Source organism: Halorussus limi (assembly GCF_023238205.1).
Classification (GTDB): Archaea; Halobacteriota; Halobacteria; order Halobacteriales; family Haladaptataceae; genus Halorussus; species Halorussus limi.
Genome location: NZ_CP096661.1, coordinates 193124 through 208403, shown reverse-complemented (window position 1 = coordinate 208403; position 15280 = coordinate 193124). Strand labels below are relative to the sequence as shown.

General features: G+C 58.2%; 14 protein-coding genes and 2 pseudogenes. 7 read left to right on the top strand and 9 right to left on the bottom strand.

The genetic code is table 11. The features are described from left to right. Nucleotides 1-760: 760 nt before the first annotated feature. Nucleotides 761-931 (top strand): hypothetical protein, encoded by a 171-nt coding sequence (locus tag M0R89_RS21215; RefSeq protein WP_248652749.1) that lies wholly within the window; start codon nucleotides 761-763, stop codon nucleotides 929-931. Continuing rightward, nucleotides 931-3222: an amino acid permease gene (locus tag M0R89_RS21210; RefSeq protein ID WP_248652748.1), complete on the top strand. Its 2292-nt coding sequence runs from the start codon at nucleotides 931-933 to the stop codon at nucleotides 3220-3222. The genes M0R89_RS21215 and M0R89_RS21210 overlap by 1 nt, the downstream gene beginning before the upstream one ends. Nucleotides 3223-3472: 250 nt before the next feature. Here the strand turns inward: M0R89_RS21210 and M0R89_RS21205 are convergent, their stop codons facing one another. Together M0R89_RS21205 and M0R89_RS21200 are read right to left on the bottom strand one after the other, a co-directional pair. Next, nucleotides 3473-3988: a DUF8154 family protein gene (locus tag M0R89_RS21205; protein WP_248652978.1), complete on the bottom strand. Its 516-nt coding sequence runs from the start codon at nucleotides 3986-3988 to the stop codon at nucleotides 3473-3475. Next, entirely contained in the window at nucleotides 3981-4673 is a 693-nt protein-coding gene (locus tag M0R89_RS21200; protein ID WP_248652747.1) for a nucleotidyltransferase domain-containing protein, read from the bottom strand. Before M0R89_RS21200 ends, M0R89_RS21205 begins: the two co-directional genes overlap by 8 nt. 394 nt (nucleotides 4674-5067) lie before the next feature. Between M0R89_RS21200 and M0R89_RS21195 the strand changes: the two genes are divergently transcribed. From M0R89_RS21195 to M0R89_RS23585, 3 genes and pseudogenes are all read left to right on the top strand, one after another. Beyond that, on the top strand, nucleotides 5068-5334 hold the full coding sequence (locus M0R89_RS21195) for an AbrB/MazE/SpoVT family DNA-binding domain-containing protein (protein WP_248652746.1): 267 nt from the start codon (nucleotides 5068-5070) through the stop codon (nucleotides 5332-5334). Between the two features lie 3 nt (nucleotides 5335-5337). Next, nucleotides 5338-5739, top strand: a complete 402-nt coding sequence (locus M0R89_RS21190; protein WP_248652745.1) for a PIN domain-containing protein — start codon at nucleotides 5338-5340, stop codon at nucleotides 5737-5739. A gap of 66 nt (nucleotides 5740-5805) precedes the next feature. Further along, nucleotides 5806-5991 (top strand): annotated as a pseudogene (locus M0R89_RS23585) (hypothetical protein); the annotation flags it as partial. A gap of 10 nt (nucleotides 5992-6001) precedes the next feature. Here the strand turns inward: M0R89_RS23585 and M0R89_RS21180 are convergent. The 4 genes and pseudogenes from M0R89_RS21180 to M0R89_RS21170 all read right to left on the bottom strand — a co-directional run bounded on the left by M0R89_RS21180 (nucleotide 6002) and on the right by M0R89_RS21170 (nucleotide 9594). Beyond that, nucleotides 6002-6787, bottom strand: coding sequence for an alpha/beta fold hydrolase (locus M0R89_RS21180; protein ID WP_248652744.1), 786 nt, complete (start codon nucleotides 6785-6787; stop codon nucleotides 6002-6004). A 180-nt stretch (nucleotides 6788-6967) separates the two neighbouring features. Further along, a pseudogene (locus tag M0R89_RS23580) lies at nucleotides 6968-7057 on the bottom strand (DsrE family protein); the annotation flags it as partial. Nucleotides 7058-7308: 251 nt separating this feature from the next. Next, a complete protein-coding gene (locus M0R89_RS21175; RefSeq protein WP_248652743.1) occupies nucleotides 7309-8337 on the bottom strand; it encodes a hypothetical protein in 1029 nt (342 codons plus the stop codon). Between the two features lie 279 nt (nucleotides 8338-8616). Next, a complete protein-coding gene (locus M0R89_RS21170; protein WP_248652742.1) occupies nucleotides 8617-9594 on the bottom strand; it encodes an IS1595 family transposase in 978 nt (325 codons plus the stop codon). An 853-nt stretch (nucleotides 9595-10447) separates the two neighbouring features. Between M0R89_RS21170 and M0R89_RS21165 the strand changes: the two genes are divergently transcribed. Beyond that, entirely contained in the window at nucleotides 10448-11344 is an 897-nt protein-coding gene (locus tag M0R89_RS21165; protein ID WP_248652741.1) for an OB-fold nucleic acid binding domain-containing protein, read from the top strand. 211 nt (nucleotides 11345-11555) lie between these two features. On the opposite strand, the gene M0R89_RS21160 is transcribed toward M0R89_RS21165, so the two are convergent. Both M0R89_RS21160 and M0R89_RS21155 read right to left on the bottom strand, forming a co-directional pair. Next, nucleotides 11556-11786: a hypothetical protein gene (locus tag M0R89_RS21160; RefSeq protein ID WP_248652740.1), complete on the bottom strand. Its 231-nt coding sequence runs from the start codon at nucleotides 11784-11786 to the stop codon at nucleotides 11556-11558. A gap of 133 nt (nucleotides 11787-11919) precedes the next feature. Next, complete coding sequence (locus tag M0R89_RS21155; RefSeq protein WP_248652739.1) at nucleotides 11920-12861, bottom strand: transcription initiation factor IIB; 942 nt, start codon at nucleotides 12859-12861, stop codon at nucleotides 11920-11922. A 184-nt stretch (nucleotides 12862-13045) separates the two neighbouring features. On the opposite strand from M0R89_RS21155, the gene M0R89_RS21150 reads away from it, so the two are divergent. Further along, nucleotides 13046-13972, top strand: coding sequence for a transcription initiation factor IIB (locus M0R89_RS21150; RefSeq protein WP_248652738.1), 927 nt, complete (start codon nucleotides 13046-13048; stop codon nucleotides 13970-13972). 160 nt (nucleotides 13973-14132) lie between these two features. Here M0R89_RS21150 and M0R89_RS21145 read toward each other — a convergent pair whose 3' ends face one another. Then, on the bottom strand, nucleotides 14133-15242 hold the full coding sequence (locus tag M0R89_RS21145) for a PAS domain-containing sensor histidine kinase (protein ID WP_248652737.1): 1110 nt from the start codon (nucleotides 15240-15242) through the stop codon (nucleotides 14133-14135). Nucleotides 15243-15280 lie beyond the last annotated feature (38 nt).

The following is a 15280-nucleotide window of genomic DNA, read 5'->3' as shown; positions in this document are numbered from 1 at the left end:
CCTCTGCTCGAACCAAGAAGCGCAACGAGCCGCAAACCTGGTTCACTACCGAACTTCTCCCCCGCCGACGTTCGTGGTCATTCTGTCAACGCCCAACTTGAGAGAACCACTCTTCGTCGAACCCCGGTCGAACTGGTATCAGGTATCAAACGAAAAGGCGAAGCTCACCGGGTGGGACAACTCGTGCGAACCGTGGAATCGGTGCGAAAACCACGCCGCAGACTGAATCAAGAAACCGTATTGCAATACTGATAACGGGGGAAAGGGGCAGCTCTGTAGCCGGTCTTAGATTTTTAACGTTCGTGGCTTGTATTCCAACTGTCCAGACCGATACCTGACGATGCCGAGACGGAAACTGCGCCGGATGCGATTCCGAACGAGATGCCGGAGGCACCACAGAGGTTCGTGTAACTGTAGGGTAGTAACCGTAGACGGGGCGAGCGCCGCTTTCCTGTTTTTCGAGACCGACGACGGGATGGCCTTTCGTATCGCCATTCCCTCCGTATGCGGTACGGTAGTCCCTTTCGGCGATAGTTCCCTCGTGGTTCGGGTCGAAGTTCTCACAGTACTCGCTGATGTTCTGCGAGCTGGAGTCGAACTCCCACTTGTTATCGCTCCAGGAGATTCCGGTACCATCGTTGGGGCGGGGGCAGTCAGATTCGGGGTGCCGCGGGTGGAGATGCGTCTCGGTACTCTATGAATTCAAAACTATATTTACGGTTGGCGCTAACCCGTGGGTCACGAAAAGAGAGTAACACCTATGACAGACCAACTACTTCAAGAGGTTGTCACTCCCGTCGCGTCCGTGGAGGGCGCGAAAGCGACCTGCGAACGGGTACGTTCTCGGGGTCGGGACGGTGGCGGTAACGTCTCGGCAGTCCACGCCATCGAGAAGACCGGCGGAGCGCCCGACAAGGAGGGCGGAGGCTGATGACCGACCAGGAACTCGCCCGCGACCTCGGCTTCCTCGAAGCGTACACCATCGGCCTCGGGACGATGATCGGGGCGGGTATCTTCGTCCTGCCGAGCATCGCCGCCGAAGCCGCCGGCCCGGCGAGCATGATCTCGTTCGCAATCGGCGGCCTCGTCTCGCTGCTCGCCGCCCTGTCGCTGTCGGAACTCGCCACCGGAATGCCAAAGGCCGGCGGCAGCTACTACTACGTGAACCGATCGCTCGGCAGCTTCTTCGGGAGCATCGTCGGCTGGGGCATGTGGGCGGGCCTGATGTTCGCCTCCGCGTTCTACATGCTCGGGTTCGGCCAGTACCTCACGTACTTCGTCCCGATGGGCTCGACCGGCGTCGCCGTCACCGCACTCGTGATGGCGGCCATCCTGACGGGCGTCAACTACTATGGCGTCAAGGAGACCGGAGCGCTCCAGAACGTCATCGTACTCGCGCTGGTTGGTCTCATCATCGTGTTCATCGCGTTCGGGGTGCTGAACGTGGACATGGAGACGCTCTCCCCGTTCAATCCGAACGGGTGGCCTGCGGTCGCCGCGACGGCGGGAACAATCTACGTGTCGTTCATCGGGTTCGAGGTCATCGCGACCAGCGCCGAAGAAATCAAGAATCCGAGTCGGAATCTCCCGCTGTCGATGATTGCGGCCGTCGTCACTCCGACGCTGATGTACGTGTTCGTGATGTTCGTCAGTACTGGCACCCTCTCCATCGACGCGCTCGCAACCTCGAACATTCCGGTCGCCGACGTCGCCGAGACGGTGATGAGTTCGTTCGGCAGGCTCGAACTCGGACCGATTTCGATTTCGTGGGCCGAGGCCGGCGGGTTCGCCATGGTGGTCGGCGCGATGCTGGCCACAGTGTCGAGCGCGAACGCCTCCATCCTGTCGGCGGCGCGCGTCAACTTCGCTATGGGCCGAGACAAGATTCTCACGAACTGGCTCAACCAAGTCCATGACCGATTCCGAACGCCCTATCGCGCTATTGTCGCAACGGGTGTGGTCATCCTCGTGTTGATTGCCAGTGGCGTCGAGATCGGCACGCTTGCGGAGGTTGCGTCGTTCTCGTATCTCATCACCTACGCGCTGGTTCACGTCGCCGTCGTGGTGATGCGTCGGGCCGACCCCGACGACTACGACCCCTCCTTCCGAGTGCCGAGCATCCTCTATCCGGTCGTCCCGGTAGTCGGATTCCTCGCCTGCATCGCCGTCCTGCTCCAGATGAGCTGGATCGTACAGGCCATTGGGGTCGCCATCGTCGCCGTCGGCATCGTCTGGTACTTCGGCTACGCCCGCCACCGCGCGACCACGGACGGACTGGTCGGGGAGGCCATCGCGCCACGCCCGACGACCGCTACGGACGGAAAGGGCAACTACCGGGTCGTCGTCCCGGTGGCCAACCCCGATACAGAACGCGACCTGCTCCGACTCGCTGCCGCGAACGCTCACGCCCACGAGGACGAGGACGCCGAAATCATCGCAGTCAACGTCATCGAAGTACCACAGCAGACCTCACTTTCCCAAGACGTCGAGTTCGAGGAGGAGCGAGTCGCACGGCAACAGGAACTCCTCGACGCGGCCCGCGATATCGCCGAGGATCTCGACATCGGCATCCGAACGCGGGCTATCGTCGGGCGTGATGTCGGCGATGTCGTGCTGGACGTGGTGGAGGACGAACGGGCCGACCACGTGCTGATGGGCTGGAAGGGGTCGCGGAGCGCCCGCGAGCACATCCTTGGGTCGAACATCGATCAAGTCGTCACCCACGCCCCCTGTGAGGTGTCACTAGTCAAGCTTGCAACGACGGAACGCGTCGACGAACTCAAAGACGTCGTCGCACTCGTCGGCGAAGGACCCCACGCCCCGATCGCCGCTGGTCGGGCCGCGGAACTCGTCGCGACGACGCGCGAAGAGGGAGCGCTCACCCTCCTCAACGCGCAACGTCCCGACGACGAGGACGATCCTCGCGAACGAGGTGAGGAGATAATTGCCGGGGTCGCCGAGCAGGCCGGAATCGAGTACATGGATTACGACACCGAGGTCGTCGTCGGCGAGGACATCGAGGAGACGTTGCTCGCCGCCGTCAGTGAGTACGACACGGTCTGTGTCGGCGCTACGCGCTCGGGATCGGTTTCACAGGCGTTGTTCGGGTCGATTCCGGAGACGATCGGCGAGGAGGTAGACGCCACCGTTGCGATGATTCGTGGGCCGAAGGAAACGACACGAAGTGTTCGTGAGGGGCTGATAGAGTACTTGAGAAAGTAGTCTCACTCGTTTCACAGCAAGACATCTCCGTCACCCGAGACCTCCTCGACGAAGTACCCACAGTTCCGAACCGAATCGGCGCTGGGAAAATTCGCGTTGCAATCGGAACTATCGACGTTCAGTATCCTGCTATTGCAGGCCTGAAAGCGTTCTTGCTTTTTAATCTCCGTCTTCCTCCACCCCGACGGAATCAACGACCTCAACGCGTGGTTGGCGGAGTAGCCGGTCTGGCCCGACTGCGTCGAGGTCGTTAGTTTGGTGAGTCGCAGACGCAGACGCCGCCTTCCCGAACCTGATTCGTGACGTGTTTATGGACGTTTTGAGCTAGTTGTTGCATGGTGTCTGCTTGGCGTTCTGTCGGGCGTCGTCCACCGTAGTAACTGTCTGTGCGATTGGTGTCGTACAGTTGTCGGAGTTCACGGGTTGTTGTGCCTGAGAGGAGGCCGAGGTCGGTTGCGCGGTCGTAGCAGGACGTGTGGTCGTGGAAGTCATTGAGGTCGTCGCCACCTTCGGCTAACGCATACGCTTCGACGGACCGTTCGGTTGCGCCGAAGCACAACTCGATAGTCGCAGTATAGAAGCCTTGGTCGGCGATGGTTTCGACAGCGGCTAGCAGTCGGCAGGCCTTCGTTAGATGTGTTTTCCAGTCGACGTCCGGATCGATTGCGTCTTCTCGTGTGAGGACACCGTAGCCTTCTTCGTTGAATGCGTCAATCGCTGCGTCGAGCGCGTCCGTGATAGCCTGTGGGTCTGTCTCTCTACTCATCGAGGTCACCATGGAACACCATCTTCCGGACTGTCTCGAATTTCTCTGTGTCATGAACGACGAGTCCGTCACTCAGCACGTCTCGGAGTTCATCAGTATAGTTCGGGACGGCGGGAAGCGATTCGACATCGATATCGTATGTGTATCGGCCGGTTTCGAATTCGTGGTCTTCGAGGTCTTGGCGGACGCGGTTCGCGGTTCGCTGGTTCGCCATCCGGTCTTCTTCAATGAGTGCCCACAAGTCGATATCACTCCGACGGTCAGCGTCTCCTCGTGCGACACTACCGTACAGGACGATACCGACGAGACCGTCGAGATTCTCGAGTATCTCCGTGACTGCTGTGCGGACCGGCTTGTGGAATTCAGGTTGCGGGATTTGGAGGAAGGGATCGTCCGAGCGTGATAATCGACCACGGTTGATGTGTACGTTCTTAGTATTCCCTTCACGTCGGGTGACGACGAGGTCGTTGGCGGCCAGTATATCGACAGCCTTCGAGATCGTTGGTTGTGAGTAGTCCACGGCGTCACCTAATTCTGTGATAGAGAACTCGTCGGTGTGATACCGAGCTAAAAATGAAAGTATCTCGTGGACTGCCTGGCTCTTGAAGAGATTCGTGTCCTGAGCCGGTATATCGAGGCGGATTGTCGATCCGCCACCCGAATCCATATTCGCATTCTCTTTCATACAAAGGTATCTCTTCCCCCTTCTACTTAAAGTTTATATGTAAAATGGCGGTCGGATTTATATATGTCCGTTACCCAGACACGTACTCAAGTATAGTGAGTAGGATACTGATTACATATTTCCTTGATATGGCGGGACTTATCGTTCAGTTCTGGGCGAGTATTCGGGGACAATTGTTGGTCTTCCACCACGCCTCTATTAGACAGTAGCAATCCTCATTCAATATCTACACATGACCACGATTCATATGGGGAATGGGTCAGGATACTTCCTTGTCGGATGCGCCGACTGTTCTTGTTGACGCGAACGTGTCTCTGACACATTCAGCCTGTACGGGAAAACAAGCGATTTTACGGGAAGACTTTATAATCATCCTGTGGTAGTAGTGTATAGGATGTCGAAATCTACGGACGAACGCGGACGCATCTACTTGCCGAAGGACGTTCGTGAGCGGTTCGGAGACCAGTATCGTATCGTCGAACTCCCGAGCCATGTTGCGCTATTTCCCGTTGACGAGGACCCATTAGAGGGACTGCGTGAGGCGGTTGGTGACGCTTTTGAGGGTGACAATACCGACCAGTTGAAAGCCGATGCCCGCAAGCGAATTACTGAAGACGTGCAAGCAGAAGTCGAGAGTCGCTCGGAGGACCACGAGGACTGACTCGTGTACGTCGAAACCGACTTCCTCATAGCCCTCGTCAAAGACAGCGATTGGCTCCGTGAGCCCGCACTTCAAGCGCTTGAGGAACAAGATGACATTCATACATCGATTCTGGCATACGCTGAGGTACTCGTTCTGTTCTACGACCGTGAACAGGCCGAGTACGAGATCGATGCGCCACGAGCAATCACCAATCTCCTCGAGTTAGTGCCGATTCGGCCAGAACACCACGAGGACGCTGTTCTCGCTGCTGCCACGTTCTTGGAGGAACACCAGATGACACCATTTGATGCACTCCACGCCGGGATGGCCACAACAGGCGATGGGAGAGTACTCTCAAGCGAGCAAGACTACGATACTGCCGGTCTTGACCGCCTCCCACTAGAAACGTATCGCGACGAATAATCTCCTCCTACTCATCGAGATCACCGTGGAACACCATCTTCCGGACCGACTTGAATTTCTCTTGTCGTGAACCACGAGTCCGTCACTCAGTATATCTCGGAGTTCATCGGTATAGTTCGGGACGGCAGGAAGCAATTCGAGATTGCTAGGGAGGCAGACGTCTCACACGATACTGCCGTGACGTATCTTAAGCGGATGGTCGAACAAGGCGAGTTGGAGGTCGTCGAGACGGCCGAGGAGCGGAGTTACAAGCCAGATTGTGTCACTCGTCGTTCGCAGTGCTCGCGAGGATTAGTTCGGTCGCCTCGTCGGGAGCGTCCCAGTGAGGATAATGCCCGCTATCCTCGAACCAGTACAAGTGAGCGCTGGGGAATCGGTCCAGCGCGCGTTTTGCCTGCCGGGGCAGGGTAACTCGATCCTTGCGACCCCATCCGATCACGACTGAGCCCGGTGTGGAGTCCGTCCCCGGTTGGCTGGGGCCGAAGGCTAACCGACGCAGTAGTTCATCGAACGACGGCGAGTCGGCGAAGGTCCGCATCTCTTCCCGTGCGACGTCGGCGGACAGATCCCAGGGCCGTGCCGAGAGTTGAGCTAGAAGTAGCGTCCGACCGATGGCGCTACCCGTAAGCTGGCGCATCACGGGTTGGAGGAGGCGAACGAGACGGATCGAGGGAGCGAGCGTCACGTAAAAGAAGTACCGCTCCCACCCCTTCCAGAACCCACCGGGGTCAAGCGCGACAGTGGTGCCGACCGTCCCCCGGCGCGCGAGTTCGAGTACGAGTCGTCCCCCCATCGAGTTACCGACCACATCAACGCCGCTGAGGTCGTTCGCGTCGAGAAACGACGTAACAGCATCGGCGAGGGTGTCGATGGACACTTCACCTGATAGCGCCGGCGTTTCACCGTGACCGGGGAGATCCACCGCAATCACCTCACGCTCGGCGGCCAGTTTGTCGAGGACGGGGGTCCACGTACGCCAACTTCCGCCCAACCCATGAACGAGGACTAACGGCATTCCCGTTCCTCGACGTATGTGGTTCATTTTCATACACTACGATGGAACTCCAGTGTTGTAGGAGTTCTGTCGACTGACGCTGTAATTTGACCCCTCCCGATCAACCCTCGCCGTCGGCGTCTCGCTCGTCTACGTGCCGCCCGTGAGTGAAATCCGAGAATCAAACCAAACGGAATGGGAATCGGTATTCTCTACGTCTGAACCGCGTGCCCGTTAGAACGGGATAATCTCGTAATCGTCGTCGACGAGCGACCGAATACTGGGGTGGCCGTCGTTCTCGTCCACCATCACGACACCAGCGTCCTCGGCGGTCCCGCCGGAATGACGGCGTCGCTATACAGCACGACATTTCTGACAATTGCTGGGCAGTCGTTTGCACCCGTGCTGAATACAGAGGGTGTATTCAGCATAACCGTCAGTACGAGGAGGAAAACGAGTCGGAGCTCGACATTACGGTGAGTCTGTCGAGGCTGGAGTATCTGAGAGTAGTGGCTCGTCGTCGATGACTTTGCCTTACATACCAGGTTATTGAGAAGTCGGGACACATCCCGCGGTTAGGCGTTGAATGCCCACTCGCCGCGGCCTGTCGCGCTGCCGTAGCGCCGGTCGGTGCCGAGGAGTCTGTCGCGCTTCCACTGGAAACTCGTGCGATGGTCGTAGGCGAGTCCACTCCCTGTTTGAAGCCCCCCGCAGCCAGTAAGTGTACTACGGGCCCGCGAATTTGCAGGTGTGATCTCAATTACGAATGTACTCCGTGTCGTATCCGACACATTTGCGACCTGCACGCCGTTTTGCGTGTGTGCGTTCGGATAGACCTCCGTGAGGCGTTTGTCGTCGGCGAAGTCCGCTTCCCGAACGGCTTTCTCGACGGCGTATCCGTCGTTCGCTGCGGCGTGCAGTTTCGTCCGGAGGCGGATGAAGAGACCAGCATCCTGTCGATTGACTGACGCCTCCGAACGCGAGACATAGGTCTCTCCAGTCGGAAAGCGGCCGGCGATATGCGCGGCACCGGCATACTCGAACATATCATCCATCGACGATTCCGGAACGAAGGTGTCGCATTCGGGGACGCGACCAACAAGCACCCATCCGAACGGATCGAGAATTGGCTCGTCCCACCCGCCCTCGGCGACAAACGTGTACGTCTCCACGGTTTCGCCGCGGGGGTCTGCGACAACGACCTTGACGGGGCGCGCCCGCACTATCTCCACGCCAAACGAGTAATCCTCTTGGACGCTGTCGAGGAGCGTCTGAACGATTCCAGTTGCGCCGCCACCCGCGACTGCGACCGGCTTCCCGGCGCGAAACGCGTTTGCGAGTTTCGTCCGGTCTGCGGTCTCAGTTGCCAGCACGGCGTCCGCATCTTCGATGGACTCTGTCGTTGTCGGTGGGTTCGGAAGGTAGTTATCGTCGCCAGCGACGTACACTGCCTCGTCATCAAGTGCCTGGCTGGTGTCCCGAGCCAGGCCCGTCGCGGGGTTCACGTCCGGCCGACTGCCCCCGAACGCGGCACACCCAGCAAGTCCGGCAAGACCAGTGGTACTTGCGACGGCGAGAAAGTGGCGGCGACTGTTGGAGGGCATAATAACAGGGACAAATTCTGGCTTGGGAATAAGTTTTTAGATGCCGTTGCCTCGTCAAACTGGTGCGCCGTCAGCATCTCGGGTGAACGATATGCGCCCTGTATTCAGCACGCGAATTCTGACAGTCCTCGAATGGGTTCTTGGTGAGCGTAATCAATATACGCTCTGTATTGCGCGACGGTTACAGGGAAATTCTGATTAAAGAAACCGTGCTATCATCTACTGTTAACCAACAGATAAAGAGGTGAATCTCGTTCTGTTGGTTAAACCCACCCGCTCTTATGTAGAACTGCGGAACGCCCCCATAACAAGGCAGTCGATGATGATATCGACGGATGCGCCGGCAAGGTTTAGCGACCGAATAAGGCCGAACGTGTGAGCGGCCTGTTCCAAGCCCTGCTTGGACAGGCCGCGGAACTTCCGCAGCCACGGTTGAACAAGCGAAAAGAGGCACTCAGCCTGGTTAATGTGGACGCCGTCGGGGGATACGTATCTCTCTTTGTGTACGACTGTTCGGTGGTCACGCTCCATCTCTCTGTAGGCTTGGAGTCCGTCTGTCCAAACCTCTCCTAGTGGCTGGGAGAGGTCTTCAGCCTCCTGAATCACTGGTTCCAGATCACCGCTGAAGTCGATGCCGAGCTGGCCGCGGATCACGCGAAGCGAGTCGCGGCACGCCGCGACGAGCGTCAGCTGATCACCGTGGCGGCCCCGCCAGCGTGAGCGGCCAGTTTGGGACGAACCGCCGCGAGAACGACTGCTTCGCGGCGGCTCTTGTCCCTTGTAGCCCGAGCAGACTGTGCCAGATTCGTCGACTTGCGTCGGTCCAGCGATGGTCTGGTCGAGGAGGCCCCAGACGACGGGGAAGCCGCGATGGATCGCGGCTTCCGCCTCCCGAATCGCCGTGTGAACGGTTTTGTAGGCTCGCCCGAGGAAGGGCGCGATCTGGTTGATACTGAGCAATGTATCGGCGTAGAGCGTGAATGCGAGAAGTACCTCGCCGCAGGTGAGGTGCTTCTCATGAAATGGCGTTCCGTAGGTGTAGACCGGCTTGAAGTTGCAGTCACGGCACCACACGCGGTCGAGATGCGACCACGTTTGAACGGAGCTGTGCCCGCACCGTGGACAGGACGTATTCTCCCAGAATTCCTTGAGTCGCCGCTCGATGGCCGCATCGAGCGGCTCGGTGTCGATCTCGACGATGCCCAACTCGATCAGCTCTCGAAACATCGCGCCGAACGCCGGCTGAGCAGAAGACATACTCCCAGATTATGGCTGGCTCAGTGTAACTACAGGGTCTTTCCGTAGTTCTACATAAGAGCGAACCCACCACCACAGAATCCCTCCTGGTCAAATAACAGGAGTTAGATTGAGCTGGAAATAGCTCCGGCGAGCGCCTACCTCCGACCGTCAAATTCTCTCTAACGAGAGTCGATGAGGAGAGAGCAACGGCCACTACTTGAACGCTGGGTGGCTTCGTCCGTCCTCTTCGCCGGAAGACTAGAATTCGGACGGCCGGAGGACGGCTCTGTCGAGAATATAACACAGCGAGGACCGACAAGATTCTTCCTTGAAAGCCCTTCGGCATCCCGCGACCACGACTGCGCTCCTCGTACCTATAGTGCTTGTAGGGTCGGGGGATGACCGAGACAGCCTCGTCCTTTCTGAGCCCGCCAGTATATGGGTATGTCACTGAGCGTCGGTCCTGGTTGAACGGTGTTTTTCGACGGCCCGCCCCGCTCGCCGCGTGCCGGCCGCCGCGTCGCTCGCGACCGACCATTCCGGGCGTGCGGGCGCTCTCCGCACCGCGAGCGCCCGGTCCGGGCTAAAGTGAATCTGGTCTCGACGCCAGCGGGTATCCGCCGGGGGTTGCGCGCCGTGGATGCTCACCCCGCGACGCATACTCCGCTGGACGCTCGCGGCGGCCGAGACGGCGCGCGGTGCTGGATGCATCCTCTCTCTAAGTGCGCTCTCGCTCGCGCCCACAGGGGACGCGAGCGAAGGCGCGAGCGAGAGCGCAGATGGGTCTGTTGGTTGTGGTTGTCGAGGAAATCCGCGATGCTGGAACATCGCGGTGTCGGGCGCGTGAGCGCCTTCAGGAGTCAGGACTCCAATGTCTAGTAACAACGCAAGCGGCAAGGTCGTTTCGGTCGATGAACAGGCACTCGAACAGGCGGACGAGCGAGCAGTCGATGCGGATGGCTTCGAGGTTGTCGAGGAGACGCCCGAACTCAGAGCGACGGTCGAGCAGGAAACACAGGCGAAGGTGGATGCAAACCATCCGGACGGAATCAAGGAGACGAGCAAAGAACGGATTCAGGGTGCGACCCTCGAACAGGAAGAGCGCATTCAGGCGCGGGAAGCAGAACTAGAGCGCATCAGCGTCAGAGCCAAAGTCAGTAAGCAGGATGGTCGGGCAAAGCGAGCGCGGGACATCGCAGCAAAGCGGAGTGCGGAGCGACGTCGGGAGTTCCAGAAGCGGGCGGCAAGCGTGACCCCAATGGCGGACCCAGAGCGTCCGGACCCACGTGAGGAGCTATCCCAGGACGAGCTATCGAGCGTGAACGAGCAGACGCGGCGGTTGAGCGAGAAGTTGGATGGGTGGACAAGAGCGGCGATTAGTCGGCGATTGGCCGAACGCGTGGTCGAAGGAGCGAGCCTGATGAGTGCAGTCGTCGGCGTTCACGAAGAATTGCAGACAGCGCCGGGACACGTGATTCCAATCGGCAAACTCGAAGACGTGAATCGCAAGGAGGTGAGCATCAAAGGTCGTGTCGACACATTGTGGGAGCCATCGCATCCAAGCATCGCGCAAGTCGGACTCATCGAAGACGAAAGCGGGCGAATCCGAGTGACGGTTTGGAAGAACTCGCGGGCGCCGTGGATGGAGGAAGGCGAGCAGGTGACCATTCGCGGAGCGGCCCGAAACTGGTACGAAGGACGGGTTTCCCTCGCCGTGACCGGGTGGACGACCATGTTCTTCCCTGAGCGCGGTCGCTGGTGGGAATAGCCCGAGCACGCCCCCTTTTTTTGCTGGTGTGGTGCGGTCACCGCCACCTCCCACCACCTCCACGGTCCGGGCCGCTTACGACCCACGGGCCGTTCGCGGCCGGGCTTTCGCCACAGCACGACTACGTCAGTCATCTACCGAGATGGCATACTCACAACTCTGGTAGTTTGAACTACCTGAGTCTGAGCAACGGAATCTACAGGTTTCTAAATCAACTGTCTGTGAGCCGAATTTGGTCGTTCACGACGTAGATATAGCCGCGATTCAAGAGTTCATCAAGCGCCACATCGATTGTCGAGTCCTCAAATCCTTCTGTGTGTAAGTATGCCTCAACTTCGTCTCGTGGAAGTGCATCTACTGTCGGCCCAATTTTCGATTTTAAACTATCGAGGACCTCCTCTGCGTATGTCGGTAGTGGCCGAGATGTTGAGGACCGCTCCATTACTCTTCGAAAGGCGTCGTATCCTCATGAATGTCCGCATTCCCATCATGACGGCGACGAGAGCTGGCGAAGATTTCCGATATGAACCGCTAATCGGAGTAGCTTAGTGGAGGCCCATCGCCTCGATTTGTTCCTAGTAGCGATTCCGAATCGTGACTTCGGTGACCTGCGCGACCTCGGCAACCTCGCGCTGGGTCTTCTTCTCGTTACAGAGTAGTGACGCCGCATAGATGGCCGCGGCCGCGAACCCCGTCGGCGACTTTCCAGAAAGCAGGCCCTGCTCGGCAGACTCGTCGATAATCTCGTTCGCCTTCATTTTCACTTCCTCACCTACTCCGAGGTCGGAACTGAAACGTGGCACGTACTCTTTGGGGTCGACGGGCTTCATCTCGAGACCGAGTTCTTGCGCGATATACCGATACGTGCGGCCGATTTCCTTCTTTTCGACGCGAGAAACCTCCGCGACTTCGTCAAGACTCCGTGGGATGCCCTCTTGGCGACACCCGGCGTAGAGACAGCTGGTCGCAACCCCCTCGATAGACCGCCCGCGAATGAGATCTTCTTTGAGTGCCCGCCGATAGATGACCGATGAGACTTCTCGAACCGACCGGGGAACGCCAAGTGCGGAGGCCATCCGGTCGATTTCTGACAGGGCGAACTGGAGGTTACGCTCACCCGCGTCCTTCGTGCGGATTCGTTCCTGCCACTTGCGCAAACGATTCATCTGACTACGCTTCTCAGAGGACAGCGACCGCCCGTAGGCGTCCTTGTCCTTCCAGTCGATCTGGGTCGTCAGTCCCTTATCGTGCATTGTTTGGGTCGTCGGGGCACCGACTCGACTCTTACTCTCGCGTTCACTATGATTGAACGCACGCCATTCCGGCCCGCGGTCGATATTCTGTTCTTCGATAATGAGCCCGCACTCCTCACAAACGACCTCGTTACTGTCCCCGTTCGTAACTAGATTTTCAGAACTGCATTCAGGACATTGCTGACCTTCCCCCTCCTTCTCGGTAGTTTCTTCGTTCGACGTGGATTTGCGCGTCCGCTCACGCTGGCGATTTGGCCGGGCCATTAGACTCGGACAAGTAACGGTCTGCCCGTCTAATAAGTATGGTTCTGGTCAGACTCCAATACTCACTAGTCTTCGATCCTCATCTCGTCGGAAGTCGCCGTTAGCGACCGCAGACCGGTTTATTTGCCCCATAGGGGATGAGGGCATCGTCAAGTTAGCGAGGTCCTCGAGGAACGTGATATCAATGTCGAGTAGGGCCATCTACGAACGAGCGTTCGACGAAGACGTACAGACCGGAGCTGAATCGAACCAATGCCCCGAGTGCGACGGTCAGGTCACTACCAACGCGGTCGAAACAATCTGTGAGGACTGTGGCCTCGTTATCAACGAGCAACGCATCGACCACGGGCCGGAGTGGCGGTCGTTCGAGGCCGACGAGCGGGAACGCACCGGTGCGCCGTTGACGGCCGCCCGTCATGACCGCGGCCTCTCGACCGAAATCGGACGTGGGACCGACGCGAACGGGAATAAACTTGCGGGGAGAAAGCGCCGACAACTTGGTCGGCTTCGCCGTGAACAGTCCCGCGGGCGCTTCCAGTCGAAAGCCGAGCGCAACCTCGCACACGGCCTCGGTGAAGTCCGCCGAATCAGTAGCACGCTCGAGCTCGCTAAAACCATTCGTGACCAAGCGTGCCAACTCTTCCGGAGTGCCCAGAATGAAGACCTGCTTCGGGGCCAGTCAATCGAGGCGATGGCGGCGGCAAGCGTCCACGGCGCATGTCGATGTAACGGCCTCTCGCGAACATTCGATGACGTTACTGAGCCAGCTCGTGTCGAGCAGGCCCGAGTGAGGACTGCGTATCAGACGCTGAATACGGAACTCGGCCTGCCAACCCAACCTGTGAAGCCGAGTGGATTCATTCCCCAGTTAGCCTCCGAACTCAACATCCCCGACCGAATCAGGAATCGTGCCCGGCAGTTAGCAGAACAGGCAGAATCAGCAGGTGCCGCTTCAGGCGTTGACCCGACAGGATTCGCCGCCGCATGTTTATACAAAGCGGGATGTGATGCAGGCCGTTTGATGGTCCAATCAGAAGTCGCACGGGCCGCGAACGTCGCTACGGTAACCATCCGCACTCACCGAGATACATTGAACGAACTCGCGGTGTAAACGCACGTGTTTCCCTAATTCGTAGTTCTGGCTGGTGAAATCCCTCAGATCTGACAGTAGACGGCGTAAGCAATTCGTGGTGCAAATTATCCTACCGGTCAGTCAATCTGTGGATTAGGAGTTCTGCAGTAGTATCTCGGGTTTAATCAAAAGTTCCATCTCATGGAGGTGGACTTTCTGCCACCATATCGACGTTTCGGAACTCGAATCGCGCTCCTCCGTCTTTGCTCTCGGTAACAGTAGTTTTCCATCCGTGGGAATCTGCAATTTGCCGGACAATGGCTAACCCGAATCCTGTTCCGTCTTCCAGCGTCGAGTACGTCCACTCGAACACCCGGTCACGCTCTTCAGCAGGGATGCCCGGCCCATCATCGGCAACAGAAAAACCGTCGTCATCGTTGGGTTGGCTTACGCGGACAAGAACACGATCACCCCCATGTTCCACTGCATTTTGGAACAGGTTCTCGAACAAGCGTATCAACTGACGCTCATCGGCAGTCACCATACATTCCACGTCAACGGTGAGGGTTGCCGTTTGAGTCCTGACGGTTTCCCATACCTTCTCGGCGACCGCTGCAAGGTCAACTGTTGTGGCATCTATGACCGAGGTGTCCTCACGAGCGAGGGTGAGGACATCGTCGATAAGGGCGTCTGCTCGGTCAAGTGCCTGCTCTATCTCGGCGACAACTTCATCATCGGCATTCCCATTCTCGCGGAGGACGCCAGTATACGTTTGAGCGGTATATAGTGGTGTGCGAAGGTCGTGGCTGAGGACGCTTGCGAAGTTTTCCAAGCGTTCGGTCTGGTGTTCAAGTTCGCGGCGACGGCGCTCTAGATCCTGTTCACGTTGCTTGTGATCGGTGATGTCCGTGTAATGTTCGATTCGTCCACCTTCGTAGGGGCCGGAGTTGATGGGTTGGCTCCAGTGTTCGAGCCAGCGGTTGTCGGTGAGACTGGAATGAGAGAGACGGCACTCAAAGTTCTCGACGTAGGAGTTAGTGTCGTAGGTCGCCAAGACTCGCTCGGCGAATCGGTCGGGGTGTGCGAAGCGGTGTTGTATCTTCTCGGTAACGAGTTCGCGTTTGTCTGTGCCGAGGATAGTATCGCGGTCAAGGTCGAAATACTTCTCAACAGCCTCGTTCGCCCAGACGACAGTGAACGTCTCGTCAAGGATGAACGTCGCGACAGCGGACGTGTTTAACACATCTGTGAGGAGTGAGACACGGTCAGCGTCGGGGGTACGCTGGTGGTTTTCGTCACCAGACTCCATCGAGTTTGATTAGTAGCTTCCGATAAAAATAAGCTACG

Excerpts from the sequence above, each read along its gene's own strand:
- M0R89_RS21165 (WP_248652741.1), top strand. The coding sequence starts at position 10,448 with ATGTCTAGTAACAACGCAAGCGGCAAGGTCGTTTCGGTCGATGAACAG.
- M0R89_RS21205 (WP_248652978.1), bottom strand. The coding sequence starts at position 3,988 with ATGAGTAGAGAGACAGACCCACAGGCTATCACGGACGCGCTCGACGCA.
- M0R89_RS21145 (WP_248652737.1), bottom strand. The coding sequence starts at position 15,242 with ATGGAGTCTGGTGACGAAAACCACCAGCGTACCCCCGACGCTGACCGT.
- M0R89_RS21155 (WP_248652739.1), bottom strand. The coding sequence starts at position 12,861 with ATGGCCCGGCCAAATCGCCAGCGTGAGCGGACGCGCAAATCCACGTCG.
- M0R89_RS21175 (WP_248652743.1), bottom strand. The coding sequence starts at position 8,337 with ATGCCCTCCAACAGTCGCCGCCACTTTCTCGCCGTCGCAAGTACCACT.
- M0R89_RS21150 (WP_248652738.1), top strand. The coding sequence starts at position 13,046 with ATGTCGAGTAGGGCCATCTACGAACGAGCGTTCGACGAAGACGTACAG.
- M0R89_RS21180 (WP_248652744.1), bottom strand. The coding sequence starts at position 6,787 with ATGAAAATGAACCACATACGTCGAGGAACGGGAATGCCGTTAGTCCTC.
- M0R89_RS21200 (WP_248652747.1), bottom strand. The coding sequence starts at position 4,673 with ATGAAAGAGAATGCGAATATGGATTCGGGTGGCGGATCGACAATCCGC.
- M0R89_RS21160 (WP_248652740.1), bottom strand. The coding sequence starts at position 11,786 with ATGGAGCGGTCCTCAACATCTCGGCCACTACCGACATACGCAGAGGAG.
- M0R89_RS21195 (WP_248652746.1), top strand. The coding sequence starts at position 5,068 with ATGTCGAAATCTACGGACGAACGCGGACGCATCTACTTGCCGAAGGAC.
- M0R89_RS21210 (WP_248652748.1), top strand. The coding sequence starts at position 931 with ATGACCGACCAGGAACTCGCCCGCGACCTCGGCTTCCTCGAAGCGTAC.
- M0R89_RS21170 (WP_248652742.1), bottom strand. The coding sequence starts at position 9,594 with ATGTCTTCTGCTCAGCCGGCGTTCGGCGCGATGTTTCGAGAGCTGATC.
- M0R89_RS21215 (WP_248652749.1), top strand. The coding sequence starts at position 761 with ATGACAGACCAACTACTTCAAGAGGTTGTCACTCCCGTCGCGTCCGTG.